Raw genomic sequence first — 19860 nt, 5'->3', positions numbered from 1 at the left:
ATTGTTAAAAGCTGCAGTTTTTGATGATGAATTTATTGTAACAGAAGGACTAAAGAAAATGATTGATTGGTCAAAATACGGCATTGAATTAGTAGGTACCGCGGAAAATGGAACTGCTGCGCTTTCGCTTTTTGAAGAATGCAAACCAGATATTATATTTACCGATATAAGGATGCCAGGGATCGATGGCTTACAGTTAGTCGAAAGAATCCTTTCTAGAGCACCAGAGACTCAATGTATCGTATTTAGTGGGTTTAATGAATTCGAATATGTCAAACGTGCTATTCAATTAGGTGTGGTTGACTACTTAGAAAAACCAATTACCATATCAATGATTGAAGATGCCATTAACAAAATTCTTGAAAAAATTGGAGAACAAAGAATGATTTCTTCATTAAAAATGAAATGGGAGAGTAGTCAGTATGAACTTTTGCAAAAGGCTACTTTAGATTTGGTTCAAGTTGGTTCCGAAGTTTTACCAAAATGGAAGGAGCATTTTGGCGAGGGATCAGATCAAATTATAGCTGTAACAGTGATTGCTGCTTCTTCAGAAGAGTTCTTAATTCATGATAATCCTTCCTATCGTGTTGTATCTATTAGAAATGGTTCGGAGTATTTGCATTTTGTCTTCCACTACAATAATGACATTGATGATTTATGGAATCAGCTATTGTTTTTACCAGAAGAAATTTCATATCATGTTGGCTCTGGTCAAACATACTTTTTAATTAGCGATCTATCAAAAAGTTATAAAGAAGCTCTAGAAGCATTAAAATATGGAAGTTTTTTAGAGAAAAACGGTTGGACTCGTTATGAGAATGTTGGAAGTAACACAAATTTACCTGGGGAAGCTTTAGAACAAGGAGAAGAAATTATTTTTTATATACGAACAGGAAATAAACAAGGATTGTTACAGCAGGTTGAATTATTTGCAAATGAGCTTGGAGCAGAGAATCTGAATCGAGAAATTGCTGAACGAGAAATATTGAAACTTGTTTATTTAGCTATGGAAGTAGCAAAGGAAACTGGTGGAGATATTTTGAAAATTAAGCAAAGCAATTATTTGCCACATGTAGAGATTAAAGAGAAAAAGACGAAGGAAGAAATGCTTAATTGGCTTTGCTCTCAAATGGAAATGATCATGAATTGGACATTAGATGTTCGAGATACAACGAAACATGCTGCAGTTGAAAAAGCAATTGTCTATATGAAGCGAAATATGAACCGAGATTTAACTCTACAAGAAGTAGCTGAACATGTTGGTATGAATGCGACTTATTTCAGTGTATTGTTTAAAGAAGAAATGGGTTTATCTTATATTAAATACGTAACTAAGCTTAGGATAGACCGTGCTAAAGCACTTCTAAAGGAAGGAAATAAGGTATCTGTTGTAAGTGAGAAGGTTGGTTATCACAGTTATAGGCATTTCTCTGATATTTTTAAAAAACATACGGGCGTTAAGCCGAGTGAATATAAGGATTCAGTATAACACCTAAATAGTAAATAAAATGAACATAAAAAGACTTGCTATGTTATAAATTCAGCAAGTCTTTTTTTGTTAATTAAACAGCAACTTTTGATTGGATATGTATGGAGTGGGTCCTAATATTTTGAAAAAACAATCATAAAACAAAAAAAACATACACAAACCTAAAAAAGTAAGCACTTACAACGAATGATGAAAACACTTACAATTTAGTTATAGAAACAAAACAAAGCCTTGAAACAAGAAAGAAAAGGCTACATGATTTTGAGAGTGAAAATAATAGAAATGGGGTCTTATTTATGGTTAAGAAAAAAAAGAAACTTCTATCAATCATTTCAACTGTTGCTCTTTTTTCAGGAATTTTAGCTGGTTGTAGTGGAAAAGAGGAAAGTGCATCTGGTAGTAAAGGTGCAGAACCAGAAACACTTACATTTTTGATAGATAATCAAACCCAAGTAGATGGAATCAAAGCAATTACAGATGCATTCGAAGAGAAATACAACATAAAAACAGAATTTGAAACGCGTCCTGGCGGCTCAGAAGGCGATAATATTGTAAAAACACGCCTAGCTACAGGGGATATGGCTGATTTAGTTTGGTATAATTCAGGATCCCTTTTACAGGCACTTAACCCAGAACAAAATTTTGTTGACCTTTCAGAAGAACCTTTCATGGAAAATGTGATGGATAATTTTAAAGAAGCTGTAACTGTAAATGAAAAGGTTTATGGAATTCCAGGAAATGCAACAAATGCAGGCGGCTGGTTGTATAACAAAAAGGTCTATGAAGAATTAGGTCTTACTGTTCCAAAAACTTGGGACGAACTAATGGCGAATAATGAAAAAATTAAACAAGCTGGTAAAACTCCAGTAATCGGAACGTTTAAAGATTCTTGGACGTCACAATTGATCTTTTTAGCAGATAACTACAACGTCCTTGCAGAGAATCCGAATTTCCCTGAAGAATTTACAGCAAATAAAGCAAAATTTGCTGACACCCCTGCAGCACTTCGCAGCTTCGAGAAATTAGAAGAAGTATATAAAAAGGGTTATTTAAATGAAGATTTCCTTGCTACAACTTATGACCAAGGCTTGAAAATGCTAGCTGAAGGTACTGGTGCTCATTACCCAATGCTAACATTTGCTCTAGCTCCTTTAGCTGCAAACTATCCTGATCAAATTGATGATATCGGATTTTTCCCTCAACCGGGTGACAGCGCTGATAAGAATGGTTTGACTGTATGGATGCCTGGTGCGGTATATCTGAACAAAAATAGTGAACACATTGATGCAGCTAAAAAATGGATGGAATTCTATGTTTCTCAAGAAGCAGTAGATTTATATACGTCAAAAGTTGCTCCAGATGGACCTTTTGCAATTAAAGGTGTAGAACTTCCTGAAGATGTTTACCAAGCAGTAAAGGATATGCTTCCATATTATGAATCAGGAAATACTGCTCCTGCACTAGAGTTCCTTAGCCCTGTAAAAGGACCTAGCCTAGAGCAAATTACCACACAAATAGGAAGCGGAATTAGTTCGGCAAAAGAAGGAGCCGAGTTATACGACAAGGATGTTGAAAAACAAGCGAAACAGCTTGGTCTTGAAGGCTGGTAAAAAAGATATTCTACTCTATTAACTATTGGCCCTGACTAGATTCTAGCAGGGCTAATATATTAGAAAGGGTAAAGAGAGGAGCACCATATGAATAAGTTAACAAGTAACACCTATACTCATTATTTCCTTTTACCTGCAGGAATTATATATTTTGTTTTTTTCTTGTTGCCAACAATTATGTCACTTTTTTTCAGTATGACTTGGTGGACGTTAACTGATTGGAAATTTATTGGTTTAGAAAACTTTAAGACGTTTTTAACTGAACCTTCTTTAAATATTGGATTTAAAAACACACTAATATACGCAGTTGTAACATGTAGTTTGAAAGTGATTTTTGGTCTATTGCTTGGTGTATTCCTAAGTTCAAAGCTTAAAACAGTCGGGTTTATACGTTCAATGATATTCTTTCCTACGCTGTTAAGTACAATTGCTGTTGGAATTGCTTTTACGATGATGATGCATCCATCACAAGGTCTTATTAATGTTGTACTTCAAGGATTTGGAATTGTTGGACCAGACTGGTTAGGTGATACGAAGATCGCTCTCTTATCCGTTGCATTCGTTGATGTATGGAAAGGGATAGGGATGGCAACGGTTATTTTTATCGCAGGAATTATGTCGATTCCAGAGGATTACTATGAGGCACTAATGATTGATGGTGGAAATTCATGGCATAAATTTAAAAGTATTATCCTACCGCTTAGCCGTCCTGCAATGAACACAGTCATCATTCTTTCCTTTATTGGTGGTTTACGTTCTTTTGATTTAATCTGGGCAATGACAAAAGGAGGACCAGGTTTTAGTACCGACTTGATTGCCTCTATTATTTATAAGCAATATCAGGCTGGTTTCTATGGCCTTTCAACTGCAGGAAACGTCATCTTATTTGTACTTGTATCTGCTTTAGCATTCCCTCTATTTGCATATTTAAATAAAAAAGAGGTGGATTTATAATGAGCAAGGTTGTAATAAGTAACTATGAATCTCAAGTAGTTCATAAGAAAAGCAAAAGCAAGACTGCTAAAAAGCTGTGGAAGTTTTTTGTTGAATGTTTTGCCGTTATAGGAACTCTAGTATTTTTTGGAATACCATTTTATTTTGTTATCATTAACGCGTTGAAAAACACGAAGGAGTCATCCTTATTAAATATGGAATGGCCAAGTTCAATTCATTTGATAGAGAATTTGAAAGAAGTAATTAGTGCGTCAGATGGTATGATCCTTCGTGCATTTTTTAATAGTATTTTGATTACCGTATTATCGATTATTCTCTTAATCATTCTAGGTGCTCTTTCTGGGTATGTATTACAACGAAAAGTAACAAAAGCAACTCCTTTCTTTAATTTTCTCATTCTTGCCGGGCTTATTATACCTCCGGCAGTAGTCCCGACCATATGGGTACTTCAAGAAATTGGACTATTTAAAACAATGCCTGGGATTGTTTTTATAGAGGTAGCACTAAACCTGCCATTTACCATTTTGTTATATCGAGGGTTTATGGTTACCATTCCGAAATCACTTGATGAGGCTGCGCTAATAGATGGGTGCGGGAAATTCAGATTATTCTTTAATATCATTCTGCCTTTGCTAAAACCAGTATCAGCAACTGTCATTGTATTGACTGCAGTGAACGTCTATAACGACTTCGTTAATCCGTTATACTTCTTTCCAGGGGCAGAAAATGTCACATTACAGTTAACACTCTATAATTTTATGAGTATGTACAATACGCAGTGGAATCTACTGTTTACAAATGTTTTATTAATTTCAATTCCGCCACTTATTTTATTTATATTATTTAATAAGCAAATTGTGGCCGGAATGACGGCAGGATCAGTTAAGTAAAAGGAATTAATTTTACTAGACTGATTTCTATTTCATTTAATTAGATTCACAAATATAGGTTTAGGTAAAGACCCGAGGTTACTAGTTCTACTGAATAAATCGGGTCTTTACATTGGAGGTAACTCTATGGAGTGGAAAGCGAATTGGATTTGGGATGGAAGCGGAGAACATCCAAGAAATCAATGGACTTGTTTTAGAAAAACATTTACTGTTCCTGCAGATTTTGACTCAGCAACGTTATCGATATCCGCTGACACAAAATATTCCGTTTATATGAATGGTGTGCTTATTGGATCGGGTCCAGTACGTGGTTGGACATCTGAATGGTATTTCGATCAATATGAGTTAAGCAGATTAAATCAAGGACAAAATGTTATTGCAGTGCTAGTTAATCATTATGGAATTGGAACGATGCATTATATAGAAGGTCGCAGTGGATTACTATCACAAATTGATTTTTACAATAAAGGTCAATTGATTAATCAATTAGTGACGGATGACAATTGGAAGACGGAAAATCATGATGGCTTTATTAAGGAAACTGTAAAAATGTCTAATTGTTTATCATGGTCAGAAATTTATGATGCGGGGTTATTTCCTAATGGTTGGGAACAGTTAGATTTTGACGATACCTCATGGAATAACGCTGAGATTATTGGTTCTTATGGGATGTCCCCCTGGAATACCCTTATTCCTAGAGATATACCTGAATTAACGAATGAACCTACGTTTCCTAAAAGTGTATTGTCTTTAAAAGAAGTGATGCCGATTTCACAGCATTTTTCTATTGATTTAGGACCAACTTTTTTTCCTGGGGAATTGGCTAGTAACTCAGGGAAAGTAATGCAAGGATATATCGTCACTGAGATTTATTCGAGTCAAGAGGTTGAGGGAGTGATGACCCTTACATTTGATGCACATGCAGAAGTCAAATGGGAATTTAAGCTTAACGGGATTGAATATAAAACTCAGAATGGAAAATATGAAAATATAAAATTAGGAAATGGCGCTAACCTTTTAATAGTTGATGTTGGTGGATCTTTTCATGAACCTATCATACACATATCTTTTGATTTTCCTGAAAAAGTTGATTTAATAGCACCTTTTAGTGAGAGCCAATCAAGATTTTTAGCTATTGGACCATTTTATACTGATACTCGACTTCAAATTGGTAAACCTGTTTCAAAATCCATTCCATTAGAAAAAGCATATTTGAAAATGAAGGATGTATGTTCCTTAAGCGAATTAGAATCATTTAACATGTGGGCTAAAGCCATTCCAAATGAACATGTATGCACAGATAATGTCAGTCTTCTATCTATGTTTAAAGAAGACATTAGGACACATTCTTTGAATTTTCAGCATCAAAATATGGTATTGCCAAATCAGAGTTTTACAAAAGTAGAACCAATGGAACAAGGGGATACAGAATATCTAATTGATTTTGGTAAGGAATACTTAGGCCATATAGAATTTGAACTAGAGGCTGCAAAAGGAACGATCTTCGACTTTTTCTTATTTGAAAGTATTCATCAGGATGGACGGATCGAACATACTTTTTCATTGAACAATTCATTACGATATATTGCTAAGGACGGCAGGCAAGTGTATCGATCCTTTATTCCAAGAGGATTTCGCTACATGTTGTTAACGATTCGAAATATTAACACGCCATGTAAAATCTTCCGTGTGAAAGTAGATGTAACCACTTTTTCTACTGGAAATGTTGGGGACTTTAGTAGTTCTGATTATCAATTAAATCAAATTTGGGAAATATCAAAGCACACCATTCGTATGTGTGCTCAAGATACAATCATTGATTGTCCAGCTTATGAACAGGCGCTTTGGACTGGTGATTCGTATAACATATCCTTAATGAATTACTACACGTTTGGAAACTATGATTTGATTAGACGTTGTTTAAGGTTAATCTCTAAATCTGTTTATCGTTCTCCCTTACCAGAATCACATGTACCTAGTGGATGGCAAAATGTATTAACTGCTTGGTCAATTCTATGGATGATGGCATGCAGAGAATATTATCGATTTTCTGGAGATTTGGAGTTTATAAAAGAGGTTTACCCTGAACTTAAGCTGACGGTCCAACGCTTTCAAGAATTCATTAACAAAGATGGGTTATTAGAAATTTCAGCTTGGAATATGTTAGATTGGGCACCGATGGATACAGAACATAAAATAGTTACGCATCAAAATGTTCTCCTGGTCGATGCCTTAAAACATACAGCTTACTTAGCGTCCATAATAGGAAAAAATGAAGATGAAAGAACTTTTTTATCGATAGCTGATGCCTTAAAACAAGCGATAAATGAACACTTATGGGATGAAGATGGCAAAGTTTATTTTGATAGTATTCATGAGGATGGAACACCATCTAAAAACCGGAGTATTCAAACAAATCTGATTGCCTTAATTACAGATTGTGCAGAAGGACAACGCAGGAATTTAATAGAGGAGTATATAAAAAGACCCCCTGAGGATTTTGTACAAATTAAAAGTCCTTTTGTTCTATTTTTCTATTATCAAGCTTTAATGAGTTTAGGGAAAAACGATTTGGTAATCGATAATATACGAGATATTTACGGTTATATGTTAGAACATGACGCAACAACATGTTGGGAAGGTTGGGAGTTAATTGAGGGGGACTTCAGCCGAAGCCATTGCCACGCCTGGTCTGCTGCCCCGACTTATGTGTTTGGAGTGCTCTTTTTAGGTGTGCAACCATTAGAACCAGGATTTACGAGAGTAGCAATTGCCCCTAATTTAAATGGATTAAAGTGGATAAAAGGATCAGTACCTATTCCACAAGGAAAAATCGATATTTATTGTAAGGATTTAGGAGAATATATTGACTTGCAAATTACTCTTCCAGATCAGGTTGAAGCACAAATCAAAACGCCAACAAAAAACACAAAAGTTCTAGTGAATGGTAAGCATTATTCATCAGATGAAAAAGGTTTTATACTTTTTCAGACTAATTTAGTGAAAAGCTACTACTAATGAAGGGGAGATTTATGATGAACGAATTACATGTATCCGCTTTAACGTGTGAGTATAAAACGAACCCACTTGGGATTGATGTAAGAAAACCACGAGTGAGTTGGCAAATTAAGTCTGACAAACGAGGAACAATACAAGTTGCTTACCAAGTTCAAGTTTCTCTTTCAGAAAATAATTTTGAAAAGCCGCTCTGGGATACAGGGTGTACGGCTTCTGATCAATCACTTCATATCGTATATGAAGGTCCTGATCTAGTATCTCGCACAAGATACTATTACCGTGTTAAGTTATGGGATAACCATAGACGTGAATCAGAGTGGAGTAATGTTGCATGGTGGGAAACAGCCCTATTTGAAACGTCTGAGTGGCAAGCAAAGTGGATTACTCCGAATCCAGAAGAACTTGATCCAATGTCTGAGCCTGCTTTTCTATTACGGAAAGAATTTGATTTAAAAGATGGTATTGCATCTGCACGTATTTATGCAACAGGTGTTGGTCTTTACGAGATTTCATTAAATGGTGATAGAGTTGGCGATGAATTACTAACTCCTGGATGGACTAGTTATTGCCAACGTATCCAATATCAAACATATGATGTGACAGCTCAGTTGAATGAACAATCGAATGCTATTGGTGTTATGTTAGCAGATGGTTGGTACAAAGGTAATCTCGCTTGGGAAGGTAAGAGTAATATTTACGGTGAAAAGCGAGGAGTATTAATTCAATTGGTTGTCCACTATCATGACGGAACAGAAGAAGTTATCGTAACCGATGAAACTTGGAAGGCTGCCACAGGACCAATTCTTTACTCAGAGATTTATCATGGGGAAACATATGATGCGCGGCTTGACCAAGATGGGTGGAGCAATCCTTCCTTTAATGATGGAAATTGGAAAAATGTAGTCGTCAATAATATCCAGTTAACAAAATTAGTTGCCCAAGAAAACAATCCAACTCGAGTAACAGAAACGATTAAACCTGTTTCTGTATTTGTCACTCCTGCCGGTGATACTGTCTTAGATATGGGGCAAAACATGGTTGGCCGAATTCGATTTACAGTTAATGCTCCAGAAGGTACAAAAATTGTCTTAAAGCATGCAGAAATCCTTGATAAAGACGGCAATATTTATTTCGGTAATCTTAGGACAGCAAAACAAACGGTTGAATATATAACAAAGGGTGAGGGAACGGAAAGTTATGCACCATATTTCACATTCCAAGGCTTCCGCTATGTTAAGGTAGAAGGCTTCCCTAATCAAGAGAACGATCTTTCATTAGATCATTTTGTTGGTGAGGTCATTCACTCAGACATGGCACCAAAGGGAGATTTTGAGTGCTCAAACCCAATGGTTAATCAGCTGCAACAAAATATCCAATGGGGACAACGAGGAAACTTTGTTGATGTACCAACAGATTGTCCACAACGTGATGAACGTTTAGGCTGGACAGGTGACGCCCAAGTGTTCATTCGAACAGCACTATTCAATTATCATGGAGGACAATTCTTTACTAAGTGGCTTCGTGATTTAGAGGCAGATCAACTTCCAGATGGTGGAGTTCCTTTTGTTATTCCAAATGTAATTGATGGTCATTCATCTGCAGCATGGGGTGATGCGGCCGTCATTTGTCCATGGACAGTATACCTTAGCTATGGTGATAAAAGACTTCTAGAAGAACAGTATACTAGTATGAAAGCTTGGGTGGAATATATCCGTGCCCAAGGTAATAATGAATTCGCTTGGAATACAGGCTTCCATTTTGGAGATTGGCTTGCTTTAGATGCAAAAGAAGACAGCTATTTTGGTGCTACTCCAAATGAATTAGTTGCTACTGCTTATTATGCTTACTCAACACAACTTTTACGTGACACGGCAAATGTATTAAACAAAACAGAAGATGTTAAACTGTATACCGATCTATTGAATCAGATCAAGAAATATTACAGAGATGAGTTTGTGACACCTTTGGGTAGATTAGCTGTTTCTACACAAACTGCACATGTCCTTACGTTAATGTTTGACCTTGTCGAAGGAAAAGTAAAAGAACGAGTGGCACGTGATTTAAATGAGATGGTTTTAGATAATGACTACCATTTAACCACAGGCTTTGTTGGTACACCATACTTAAACTTAACTCTTTCCAATAATGGCTATCATGAAACAGCAATGAAGCTACTCCTCCAAGAGGCTTATCCTTCATGGTTATACCCTGTAATAAAAGGGGCAACAACTATATGGGAACATTGGGACGGAATTAAAGAAGATGGCTCATTTTGGAGTGATGATATGAATTCGTTCAATCATTACGCATATGGTGCCATTGGTGATTGGATGTACAGAATTGTTGCAGGACTAGACATGGATGAGTCAGAGCCAGCTTATAAACGAATTCGTATCAAGCCTAGAATCGGCGGAAAAGAAATGACATACGCACGTGCAACACACCAATCCATGTACGGAAAAATCGAATCTGCATGGAATATAACTCATAAAGAAGTAAGAGTCGAAGTAGAAGTTCCATCAAATACAACAGCAACTATTATCTTGCCATATGCTAGGATAGACGATGTCAAAGAAAACGGTATCGCCATCATGAAAACAGAAGGTGTACTAGATGTAACTCAAACAGAAGAGGGGATCTCCCTTGTAGTTGGGTCTGGTTCGTATCGTTTTGCTTATACGAATGAGCGAGGACTTAAAACGATTTATTCTGCAGATTCTCTAATCATTGACTTGCTAGCAGATGAGGATACAGCACAAGTATTAGAAAAAACTATACCTGGTATTTCCAATCCTCACGGTATTCTTGCTCAATTAAGAATACATCCAATTAATAAATTGCTAGAAAATCCAATGACAAAGATGACTGAGGATAGGCTTAATGAACTTATTAATGACCTAAATGCACTAGAGGTGGAATTAGATTCTGTAGGTAGTTAATACTCGATAAGAAAAAGTCAGCAAATGCTGACTTTTTCTTATCATTAAATGCTAGAACAATAATTCATTACAGAAAAGAGGAATGAACATGTACGAACACATTGTTACGTTTAAATTTAATGAAAACATTACCCCTGAAAAACAACAAAACCTTCTTAATCAGCTTAAATCTTTTAAAGGAAGAATCCCTGGTATCGTTGAACTCACTGCAGGTATTAACGTCACAGAAGAAATAGAACAAATCCAAGGATACATATTGGGCTTGCGTATAACCTTTAAAAATAAGCAAGCTCTTGATGATTATTTACCCCATCCATTTCACCAAGAATTTGTTTCGTCTTTATCGGGAATTATAGATAATGTCATTGTAGTAGATTATGAGATTTAAGATTTAAGCTTAAATTAAAAGTTATCAATTTAGAGGAAGGGCAGAGAGTTTCATTTGGTTTGTTTTTCCCACTTTGTCTTTAATAGTATGGAACACGTATAAATTCATAATCTAAATTATTACTTCCTTTTCGCATTTTATCTAGATAAACACCCCCATGATTCTATCATTTTTATACAAGATGGTTTGATGTTTTATTAAGTATAGGCAGTTACAATGTAGCTATAAGTATTAACCAAATAGATGAATGTGGTGTCACGATGTCACGATTAAATAAAATAAAACCAAGAAAAGGAAGGGACTTATGCCCTTCCTTTTAAACACTTAAAGGAGTACTATTTTAGTTTATTCGACAAAGAAATCAATAAATCAGCATTTTCATTTAAAATTGACTTCCCACTTTGAGCAGATAACTGGTTAATGTAAGCTTTTATTTTGCCTTCCATTGCTTCAGTATTCCCTCGCTCAGCTGCTTCTTCAGCAGATAAAAGCTTTGTTGTAAGAGAGTGTGCAATGCTCTCTTGATTCACAAATTCTTCTGTTAAATGGCTTAAACTGTTAAAATCAACCGTAACCGTAAATGTTGCTTCAACTTCACCTTTGTTTCCAGCGTTGTCAGTCGCAGTAGCTGAAATTTTATTCTCACCTAGTGTGAAATTGTAAGCAGGTCCTTCAATAGTTGGGCATTCTGCATTAGCGATACCTGATAATTCGTCAACAGCACGACAGGAGATGGCTACTTTCGAATCTACTGTATATGTTTCTTCATTTCCCGAAAACTCAATCACAGGTCCATTTGTATCTAACGAAATTTGCTTTTGATAGGTAGGACTAATGTTTTCGGCATTGTCTTTAAATTGAACAAATATTGTTTTCTCACCATCACCTGTTGGTAAAACAAAATCCTTTGATGAAGCATAATTGTCCCATTCAGTCCAATTTTCTGAGTCACTAGAAAAGCGTGCTTGATTCACTCCACTTAAATCATCCTCTGCATTCAGGGAAAGATTTACATGTTGATCATTCGTGAATTCTGCTCCAGAGTTAATCGTAAAATCTCCAGTAGGTGCTGTTGTATCTTCCTCAACAATCATGATCCAGCTAATTTGAGGATCAGGAGAACCAGGTACCCTACGAACAGTAAGGTCAAGCTTTCCATCCGTAATGTTCACATTATTGTAGCCAAGTACGTCATATGAATCCGTAAAGACGTATCCTTTCGTTTTCGTTTCACCATTCAGTAAAATATCCGCTTTTCTGCTTCCTCTTGTGGAAGTATACCAAGGGTCATAAAGCCCTGTATAAACTGTATATTTTCCATTTTTTAAATCAAATTTATAAGAAAGGTCATCTCCAGAGCCACTTAGTAGGTATCGTAATGCAGAGAATAGATCGCCACCTTCACTGCCGGCAGGTTTAGTACGATCTCCTACATATCCCCATGATTGCCCATTCTCTGGATCATATTTTTGGTCGATAATCTCTTTGTTTATAAGCGTTTTTTGCATATAAGAAGACCATAACTTGTAATCGCTAGTTTCAGCACCACCAGCATGGACAAAATAAGTTACATGATCAGGAATGACAAGTATTTTTGTCCTAATAACCTTATTTGCTAATTCAGAAAGTGTACCTTCAACAATAACAGTGCCAGGCTTTGCAAAATCTTCAGCATTAATTTCCCAAGATACCGGCGTTTCCAATTGATTTCCTTCTGAATTTGTAACCTGAATAACATTTGGTAGTTTTGGCAATTGATCTACGGCTACCTTTTCGGGTAATTCAGTGTTGATTGTAACTCTTCCCATTCTGTCTAAAATATCTAATTTCCACTCATCATACCATTGCAAAATAATTTCATCATCTTGTCCAAATTCAATTGGAAGCCATACATAGCGGGAATCCTGTAATTTGCTTGAATTCCACCTGTCACCCATGAATATAAATTTCCCTTTTTCAGGATCAACAGGAATAACATTAGTGCTTTGTGAATCAAATGTTGTGGAGGATTTTTCTCCAACTGCTGGATCGCGCAATGGCTTCCATTCTCCAAAAATCTCATCAGCAACTGTAAATCTAGCTGGGTTAGGTGCCCATCCAGTTGCTCCAGAAGTGATCATATAGTACTTCCCATTATATTTGAACATTGCAGGTGCCTCACGTTGTGCACCTGGAAATACCCTAACGTAATCCTCGCCATATACAGCTTTATAAGTCGTATCACGTTCGACATTCCCATCTCTATGCCAACCAACAACATCTGTATAGCTTTCATTCAGTTTTGATATATAGATCGTCATGTTTTCTTCACTTGAATAAATGAGGTAGGCTGTACCATCATCATCCTTAAATAAGTTCATATCACGCGCCATCCCTGGTTGATTAGGCTGGCCATTATATTCTGCATCCTCAGGAGCTCGGTCCATCCGGTTACTCTCTTGATAGATAAAAGGACCTGTAGGTGAGTCACTTAATGCATAACCAGCTTCAGCTTTTGCATATATTGCATTCGATGTTTCTGAAGGGCCATCCGTGTGCATCCACATGACATATTTCTTCGTTTTTTCGTTATAAATGACTTTAGGTCTTTCTATTACCCTGTCTGTACCAATATCATTTAAAATATCAGCTTTATCTGTTCTGCCTTCATAAAGTTTTGAAATCAATGGATCTGAAGCAAATTGTTCCATCGATTCAATTGCAGTTAATGCAAGACCCTCATCCTTCCAATTATAAAGGTCTGTAGAGGAATAAACTCTTACACCTCTTGCTGGAAGATAACCGTTTGTTTTATCTTCACCATACCAGAAGTATTTTTTAGTTTCTTCATCGTACATGATTCCGCCGCCATGGGCTTGGATGACCGCGCCGTTTGTATCTCTCCATACTTCCCCAGGTTTAAAGGATTCATTTGGAATGTTTAGCGCGAGCCCTGCTAATGATGTTTCCAAATTCTTTATTTTTGCACGAATTTCTGTCTGTATTTCTTTTGTGGTTATATCTAAGTTATCGTCATTGATTTCTTTAACCAAAGCATCTGCTTGTTCGATTGCCATTTTAAGTGCATCTAGGCTGACCTTTGTATAAGTATCTGTTTTTTCCGCTTCAACCTTTGCGGTATTAATTTTTGCTTCCAAATCAGAAAGTGGAATGATTATATATTTTTTTACAATGATGTAATTAACCAAAGGATCATTATAGTTTGTTAGACTAGCAGTTGAAGGTCCTTGAATAGCAACATCCAATTCTCCGTCTGTTACTGAAACCTGTTGATAGGTAACCTCTTTTTCAGCGGAATAGCTACCAATATCAAAATCTCCATTTGATAGATTTTGTCCCTCACCGAAAATATTAACACTTCGACCACTCCATGGATTTTTAAAGCCTAGAGTAAGATCATACTCACCGTCAGGTAATTCAAACTTATAGTTCAATGCCTTCTCACGTATTTGTGGACCATTATAATATCGCAGAGATCCATATTTGTTTTCTGCATTATTAACAGTTGTATTGCTTGTCGTGGTAACCAGTCCCCACTTTTTCCCTGTGACAGGATCAGCGCCATACATCTGCTCCGTTTTACTAGCATATAGTCCCATTTTATCTATTCCTTCAACAGTTGAAGGAGTTGGATCACCAGCATTCACAAAATAAAGGATATAATCATTATCATTAAGTTCTTGATCAGAAAAGCCTGTTGTATTTTCACTTTTTGTGCCTGCTGCAAAAGCTGGTGTGATCGAATAAGTTGATGATACGAGAATTAATATTGTCAGTAATAGTGAAAAAAATTTTACTACCTTAGACAATTGCATTCCTCCTTATAGGGTTGGATATTGATAGATTTGAAATTCACTCTACTTCTTGTAAGGAAGAAAGATTTATGTATACAGATCCAACAAGAAGCTGATGTTAAGGTGTGTCATTCTTGGGGTAAGAAGTTATTATTTTAACGAATAACTATTTTTCAAAAGAGGGGGGAGGAGAATTGATTTAGAATTTTCTAACAACTGCAACCGGTTTCAATATACTTTTTTTAAGTCATTTTGTCAATACAAATTTGATAATATTTAAATTGAATCTTCATTAAGAAAGGAGTTATGAAAGTAGGCATTATGGATGCATGAATAAGAATCTAAATGTAAATGAAAATATCATTTGACAAGAAATTTTCGAAGGTTTATAGTTTAATTGCAACCGGTTTCAAAAGAGGGGTTCATGAAAGTGAATAAAAGAAACTTTACAATTTATGACATTGCAAAAGAAGCAAGTGTATCACCTACAACTGTTTCAAGAGTATTAACTGGTAATCCAGTAGTTAAGGAAAGTACACGACAAAAAGTTCTAGCTATTATGAAAGAATTAGACTTTTCACCTAACGAAGCAGCAAGAAGGTTAACGAAGCAGCAGACGGATTTAATTGGGTTTATATTACCTGATATTACAAATCCTTTCTTTTCCCAAATTTATATTGAAGTAGAAAAGAAGGCGCTCGAAAAAGGATATACTATTTTACTAAGAAATTCAATGAATATTAGTGCAATGGAGTCAACTCACCTTCGTGAATTTACTGAAAGAAGAGCAGCTTGCATTGTCTTCATGGGTGGAAGAATTAATAAAACAAATCCAGATATGTATGAAGTAACTGAAATGCAGGAAGTTATGAGTCGTGTTCCAATCATTATGATAAACGGTAAAATGAAGGGTGTTAAATCTTATACGATTCGAACAAATGAGGAAGAAGGAATTCGTTCGATTGTGAAGCATTTAGTTTCATTGGGGCATTCAAAAATTGCATTAATAGGAGGTTCTAAAGGGATTTCCTCTGCCGATAATAAGCTAAGTAGTTTCAAACGTATTCTAAAAGAATTCCACTTGGAATTTAACCAGGATTGGCAAATTTTTTCGGATTTCTCAGTAGAATCTGGAAGAGTAGCGATGAAAAAATTATTGGAAAACGAGTCTCTACCCACAGCAATTATCGGGATAAATGATTTGATCATTTATGGTGCTGTCAAAGAATGTAGAGATCAAAATATCTCTATCAATGATTTTTCCTTCGTTGGGTTTGATGATATTTATCCGTCTGACATTGTTTATCCTAGTCTAACAACCGTTAATCATAATTATGAGATCCTAGTTAATGAGATAATGAAGACCATTGATAATATAATTGCGGGAAAAACGAATAAAAAAGGCAAGTTAATAGATACACATTTAATCATACGAGAATCGTCGAAAGAATGTTAGGCGTAGTTTCAACCTTTGAAACGTCCTTCATTTCTTCGACTTTTTTTCTAGTGAAATTGATTTATACTTTTGAATACAAATGAGGTGGATCTGAACTTGTATATGAAATCTGATCAAATAAAAAAATTAATGTACAGAAAGAATGTTTCACTTTTATTTTCAAACCAAGAGGAGCAGGATATTTGGTTTCATTCAATTAAGCATAAAAACTCATATCAGCCCTTACTTGAAGAGATTAGGGCTGAGGCGGAAAGACTACTCCGTGAACCTGATAAAGAATTATCATTTTCAAACTTTACTATTTTTAGAGAAACAGGTTCCAGACTTGAGTACGAAAAAGTTTATTTTGCAAAAAGAAGACGGTTAAATACGTTTGCCCTTATGGCTTTGCTTGAACCAAATCATCCAATTTACTTAGAACAGTTAGAAAATACAATTTGGTCAATATGTAATGAGTATTCATGGTGTTTACCTGCTCATTTAAAGAATAGTCCTGAAATGGCAACAGATATGGATGTTTCGCTCCAATCGATACAAGAATCTAGTTATTCTATCGATTTATTTGCTGCTGAAACAGCATTTACACTAAGCGAAATTTTAACATTAACAAAGAAGATTCTTGACCCATTAATACAAAGACGAATGCAAGAGGAAGTCTACCGTAGAGTTTTATTACCATTTTTTAATCAACCACAATTTGGCTGGGAAACATCAACACATAACTGGGCTTCTGTTTGTGCAGGATCGATTGGTTCAGCTGCATTACATTTGATTGAAGATAAAGAAATCCTTTCAGTCATTTTAGAACGTGTTCTTAGTAGCATGGGATACTATTTAAAAGGGTTTAACGATGATGGTGCATGTATGGAAGGGTATGGATATTGGCAGTATGGTTTTGGTTTCTATGTTTATTTTGCTGATTTATTGCAGAAAAAAACAGCAGGGGAAATTGATTTGTTTCATTCAGAAAAAGTACATCAAATTGCCCTTTTCCAACAGAAATGCTTTATACATAAAAATCAAGTTGTTAATTTTTCCGATTCTAATCAACAGGCAACAGTATTTTTAGGTCTTAGTCATTATTTAAAAAAGATTTATCAAGACATCGAAGTCCCTGAGAAAGGACTCCGTGCTCCATATACTGAAGATCATTGTAGTCGATGGGCGCCAGCGTTCCGAAATTTACTTTGGTTTAATGAACAAGTTGAGGGTAAGCCTTGGCACGATAAAACATATTTTCTTAGTGACTCACAATGGTTTATTTCTAGAAATGATCCCTATGTTTTTGCTTGTAAAGGTGGTCACAACGATGAGCCGCATAATCATAATGACATTGGTCATTTTATTTTACAAAAAAATGGTGAAACGTTCTTTAAAGATTTAGGTAGTGGGTTATACAGTGATGCTTACTTTAGTGAAGACCGCTATACAATTTTTTGTAATGGCTCACAGGGCCATTCTGTTCCAATCATAAATAATCAATTTCAAGCTGAGGGAGTTTCTCACAACGCAACAATAACAGATGTATCAATAGAGCAGGATATAGATACATTGGAAATGAATATAGCAAACGCATATAACATTGCATCATTAGAAACGTTATCGCGAAGATTTACGTGGATAAAAAATAAGAAACCAGAGCTGATTTTGACAGACACTTTTCAGTTCTCTGAAAATCCAGAATCAATTGTTGAAAGATTTATCACCCCTGTACTTCAAATTACTGAAGATCAGGAGGGCGTCATTCTGGAAGGAAATCAAAAAGTAAAATTAAAATTTGACCGCAATCAATTAAATTTAGTGATCGGTGAGAAGGAATTTTTAAATCATTTTGGTGAAACTGAAGAATTATTTATTTTGGACTTTACTGTGAAAAAGCCGGAAAATACATGTTGTGTAGAACTTGTATTTCAGTTGCTATAAGAATGAAAGGGAATTGAGTATTGGAATAAGGACATTTTTTTCAACTAAGTGCATAGTGATTAGCTAACATGAAAATGGAATGGTATTAAGTGATTAAGCTTAAATCATATATTAAAGGGGATAGTCACATGATAGAACATAAAATAGTTGTGGCAGGTTGTGGTAGTATGTCCAACACATGGTTGGATTACGCTGCAAGCCGTAAAAATGCTGATATTGTAGGATTAGTCGATGTGAATATAGATGCTGCGATAAGTATGGCAGAGCGTCGAAGCTTAAATGTTCCTGCTTTTTCTGATTTATCACAAGCGATTAAGGAAACAAATGCAAATCTTGTATTTGATGTAACCATTCCTGCAGCACATAAACACATAGTAACGACAGCATTTGAAGCAGGGTGTAATGTGTTTGGTGAAAAACCAATAGCAGAATCTCTAGAAGATGCTAAAGCAGTATTACATATGTCTCAAAAAACAGGAAAAAAGTACTCTGTCATGCAAAACCGTAGATATTTAAAACAAATTCGTGCATATCAATACTTATTGTTAAGTGAAGTAATAGGTAAAGTGGGCTCAATCCACGCAGACTTTTTCCTCGGCCCTCATTTTGGAGGATTTCGAGATATGATGGACAGTCCCCTTATTGTCGATATGGCTATTCATACATTTGATCAGGCCAGATTCATTACTGGTGCGGACGCAATATCGGTTTACTGTCATGAATATAATCCACCTGGATCTTGGTACAACGGTAATGCATCAGCTATCTGTATTTTTGAAATGAATGACGGCTCGGTGTTTACCTATCGTGGCTCTTGGTGTGCCATTGGAATGCAAACCTCATGGGAAGCGGATTGGCGTGTTACAGGCAGCAAGGGTAGTGCACGCTGGGATGGTAATCGTTTACCATTCTATGAAGTGATTGATCATTCTCAACCAACTGAATTCATAGACCCTATTAAAACCATAGAAGTACAGAGCAATTGGGAGGGACAAGAAGGACATTGGGGCTGTCTAGATGAAATGTTTGCCTCACTTGAAGAAAATCGTTTAGCAGAAACCGATTGCAGTGATAACATAAAAAGCATGGAGATGGTTTTTGGTGCAGTGGAAAGTGCAAAAACCGGGAAGAAAATTTTATTATAAGTTTTTATTAAAAGGATAAATGAGAGTTATTTATTTGTTTCTTAACAGGGCCTCTCTTCTACAGTTTAAGAAGGGAGGACATTTCTCTTTAAGAGTTTGTTAAATATAGTCATATATTTAACAATGGCTGTTTTCGCAAACTTTGTTGTTATTTACCAAGTAATGCAGTGTGGTTGATTGCAGCGAGAGATGCTCGCTTTCCGCGGGGCGGGCGGTGAGCCTCCTCGGCGTAAACGCCTGCATGAGTCTCACCT

At 35.9% G+C, this 19860-nt stretch carries 11 protein-coding genes; 10 read left to right on the top strand and 1 reads right to left on the bottom strand.

What is annotated here, in order from left to right:
* Position 1: 1 nt before the first annotated feature.
* From I7822_RS03220 to I7822_RS03190, 7 genes are all read left to right on the top strand, one after another.
* The gene (locus tag I7822_RS03220; protein ID WP_207975341.1) at positions 2 to 1489 is read left to right on the top strand and encodes a response regulator; all 1488 of its coding nucleotides are present in this window, start codon (positions 2 to 4) and stop codon (positions 1487 to 1489) included.
* A 296-nt stretch (positions 1490 to 1785) separates the two neighbouring features.
* Positions 1786 to 3099 carry an ABC transporter substrate-binding protein gene (locus I7822_RS03215; RefSeq protein WP_207975340.1) on the top strand — a complete coding sequence of 438 codons (1314 nt, stop codon included), beginning with the start codon at positions 1786 to 1788 and terminating at the stop codon, positions 3097 to 3099.
* A gap of 87 nt (positions 3100 to 3186) precedes the next feature.
* Positions 3187 to 4053, top strand: coding sequence for a carbohydrate ABC transporter permease (locus tag I7822_RS03210; protein WP_207975339.1), 867 nt, complete (start codon positions 3187 to 3189; stop codon positions 4051 to 4053).
* Positions 4053 to 4943, top strand: a complete 891-nt coding sequence (locus I7822_RS03205) for a carbohydrate ABC transporter permease (protein ID WP_207975338.1) — start codon at positions 4053 to 4055, stop codon at positions 4941 to 4943. The genes I7822_RS03210 and I7822_RS03205 overlap by 1 nt, the downstream gene beginning before the upstream one ends.
* A gap of 126 nt (positions 4944 to 5069) precedes the next feature.
* Positions 5070 to 7961 carry a family 78 glycoside hydrolase catalytic domain gene (locus I7822_RS03200; protein WP_207975337.1) on the top strand — a complete coding sequence of 964 codons (2892 nt, stop codon included), beginning with the start codon at positions 5070 to 5072 and terminating at the stop codon, positions 7959 to 7961.
* A gap of 17 nt (positions 7962 to 7978) precedes the next feature.
* Positions 7979 to 10900, top strand: a complete 2922-nt coding sequence (locus I7822_RS03195; protein ID WP_207975618.1) for a family 78 glycoside hydrolase catalytic domain — start codon at positions 7979 to 7981, stop codon at positions 10898 to 10900.
* Positions 10901 to 10988: 88 nt separating this feature from the next.
* Positions 10989 to 11288, top strand: a complete 300-nt coding sequence (locus tag I7822_RS03190) for a Dabb family protein (RefSeq protein WP_243459242.1) — start codon at positions 10989 to 10991, stop codon at positions 11286 to 11288.
* 335 nt (positions 11289 to 11623) lie between these two features.
* On the opposite strand, the gene I7822_RS03185 is transcribed toward I7822_RS03190, so the two are convergent.
* Entirely contained in the window at positions 11624 to 15097 is a 3474-nt protein-coding gene (locus I7822_RS03185; protein WP_207975335.1) for a family 43 glycosylhydrolase, read from the bottom strand.
* A 415-nt stretch (positions 15098 to 15512) separates the two neighbouring features.
* Between I7822_RS03185 and I7822_RS03180 the strand changes: the two genes are divergently transcribed.
* The 3 genes from I7822_RS03180 to I7822_RS03170 all read left to right on the top strand — a co-directional run bounded on the left by I7822_RS03180 (position 15513) and on the right by I7822_RS03170 (position 19606).
* Complete coding sequence (locus I7822_RS03180) at positions 15513 to 16538, top strand: LacI family DNA-binding transcriptional regulator (RefSeq protein WP_207975334.1); 1026 nt, start codon at positions 15513 to 15515, stop codon at positions 16536 to 16538.
* Positions 16539 to 16640: 102 nt separating this feature from the next.
* Positions 16641 to 18461: a heparinase II/III domain-containing protein gene (locus I7822_RS03175; protein WP_243459259.1), complete on the top strand. Its 1821-nt coding sequence runs from the start codon at positions 16641 to 16643 to the stop codon at positions 18459 to 18461.
* A gap of 128 nt (positions 18462 to 18589) precedes the next feature.
* The gene (locus I7822_RS03170) at positions 18590 to 19606 is read left to right on the top strand and encodes a Gfo/Idh/MocA family protein (RefSeq protein ID WP_207975332.1); all 1017 of its coding nucleotides are present in this window, start codon (positions 18590 to 18592) and stop codon (positions 19604 to 19606) included.
* Positions 19607 to 19860 lie beyond the last annotated feature (254 nt).

The organism is Metabacillus bambusae (genome assembly GCF_017497975.1).
Taxonomy (GTDB): domain Bacteria; phylum Bacillota; class Bacilli; order Bacillales; family Bacillaceae; genus Metabacillus; species Metabacillus bambusae.
This window is presented reverse-complemented; position numbering and strand designations above follow the sequence as displayed.

Coding starts and splice junctions, on each gene's coding strand:
- I7822_RS03215 (WP_207975340.1), top strand. CDS start 1,786: ATGGTTAAGAAAAAAAAGAAACTTCTATCAATCATTTCAACTGTTGCT.
- I7822_RS03210 (WP_207975339.1), top strand. CDS start 3,187: ATGAATAAGTTAACAAGTAACACCTATACTCATTATTTCCTTTTACCT.
- I7822_RS03205 (WP_207975338.1), top strand. CDS start 4,053: ATGAGCAAGGTTGTAATAAGTAACTATGAATCTCAAGTAGTTCATAAG.
- I7822_RS03200 (WP_207975337.1), top strand. CDS start 5,070: ATGGAGTGGAAAGCGAATTGGATTTGGGATGGAAGCGGAGAACATCCA.
- I7822_RS03195 (WP_207975618.1), top strand. CDS start 7,979: ATGAACGAATTACATGTATCCGCTTTAACGTGTGAGTATAAAACGAAC.
- I7822_RS03190 (WP_243459242.1), top strand. CDS start 10,989: ATGTACGAACACATTGTTACGTTTAAATTTAATGAAAACATTACCCCT.
- I7822_RS03175 (WP_243459259.1), top strand. CDS start 16,641: ATGAAATCTGATCAAATAAAAAAATTAATGTACAGAAAGAATGTTTCA.
- I7822_RS03170 (WP_207975332.1), top strand. CDS start 18,590: ATGATAGAACATAAAATAGTTGTGGCAGGTTGTGGTAGTATGTCCAAC.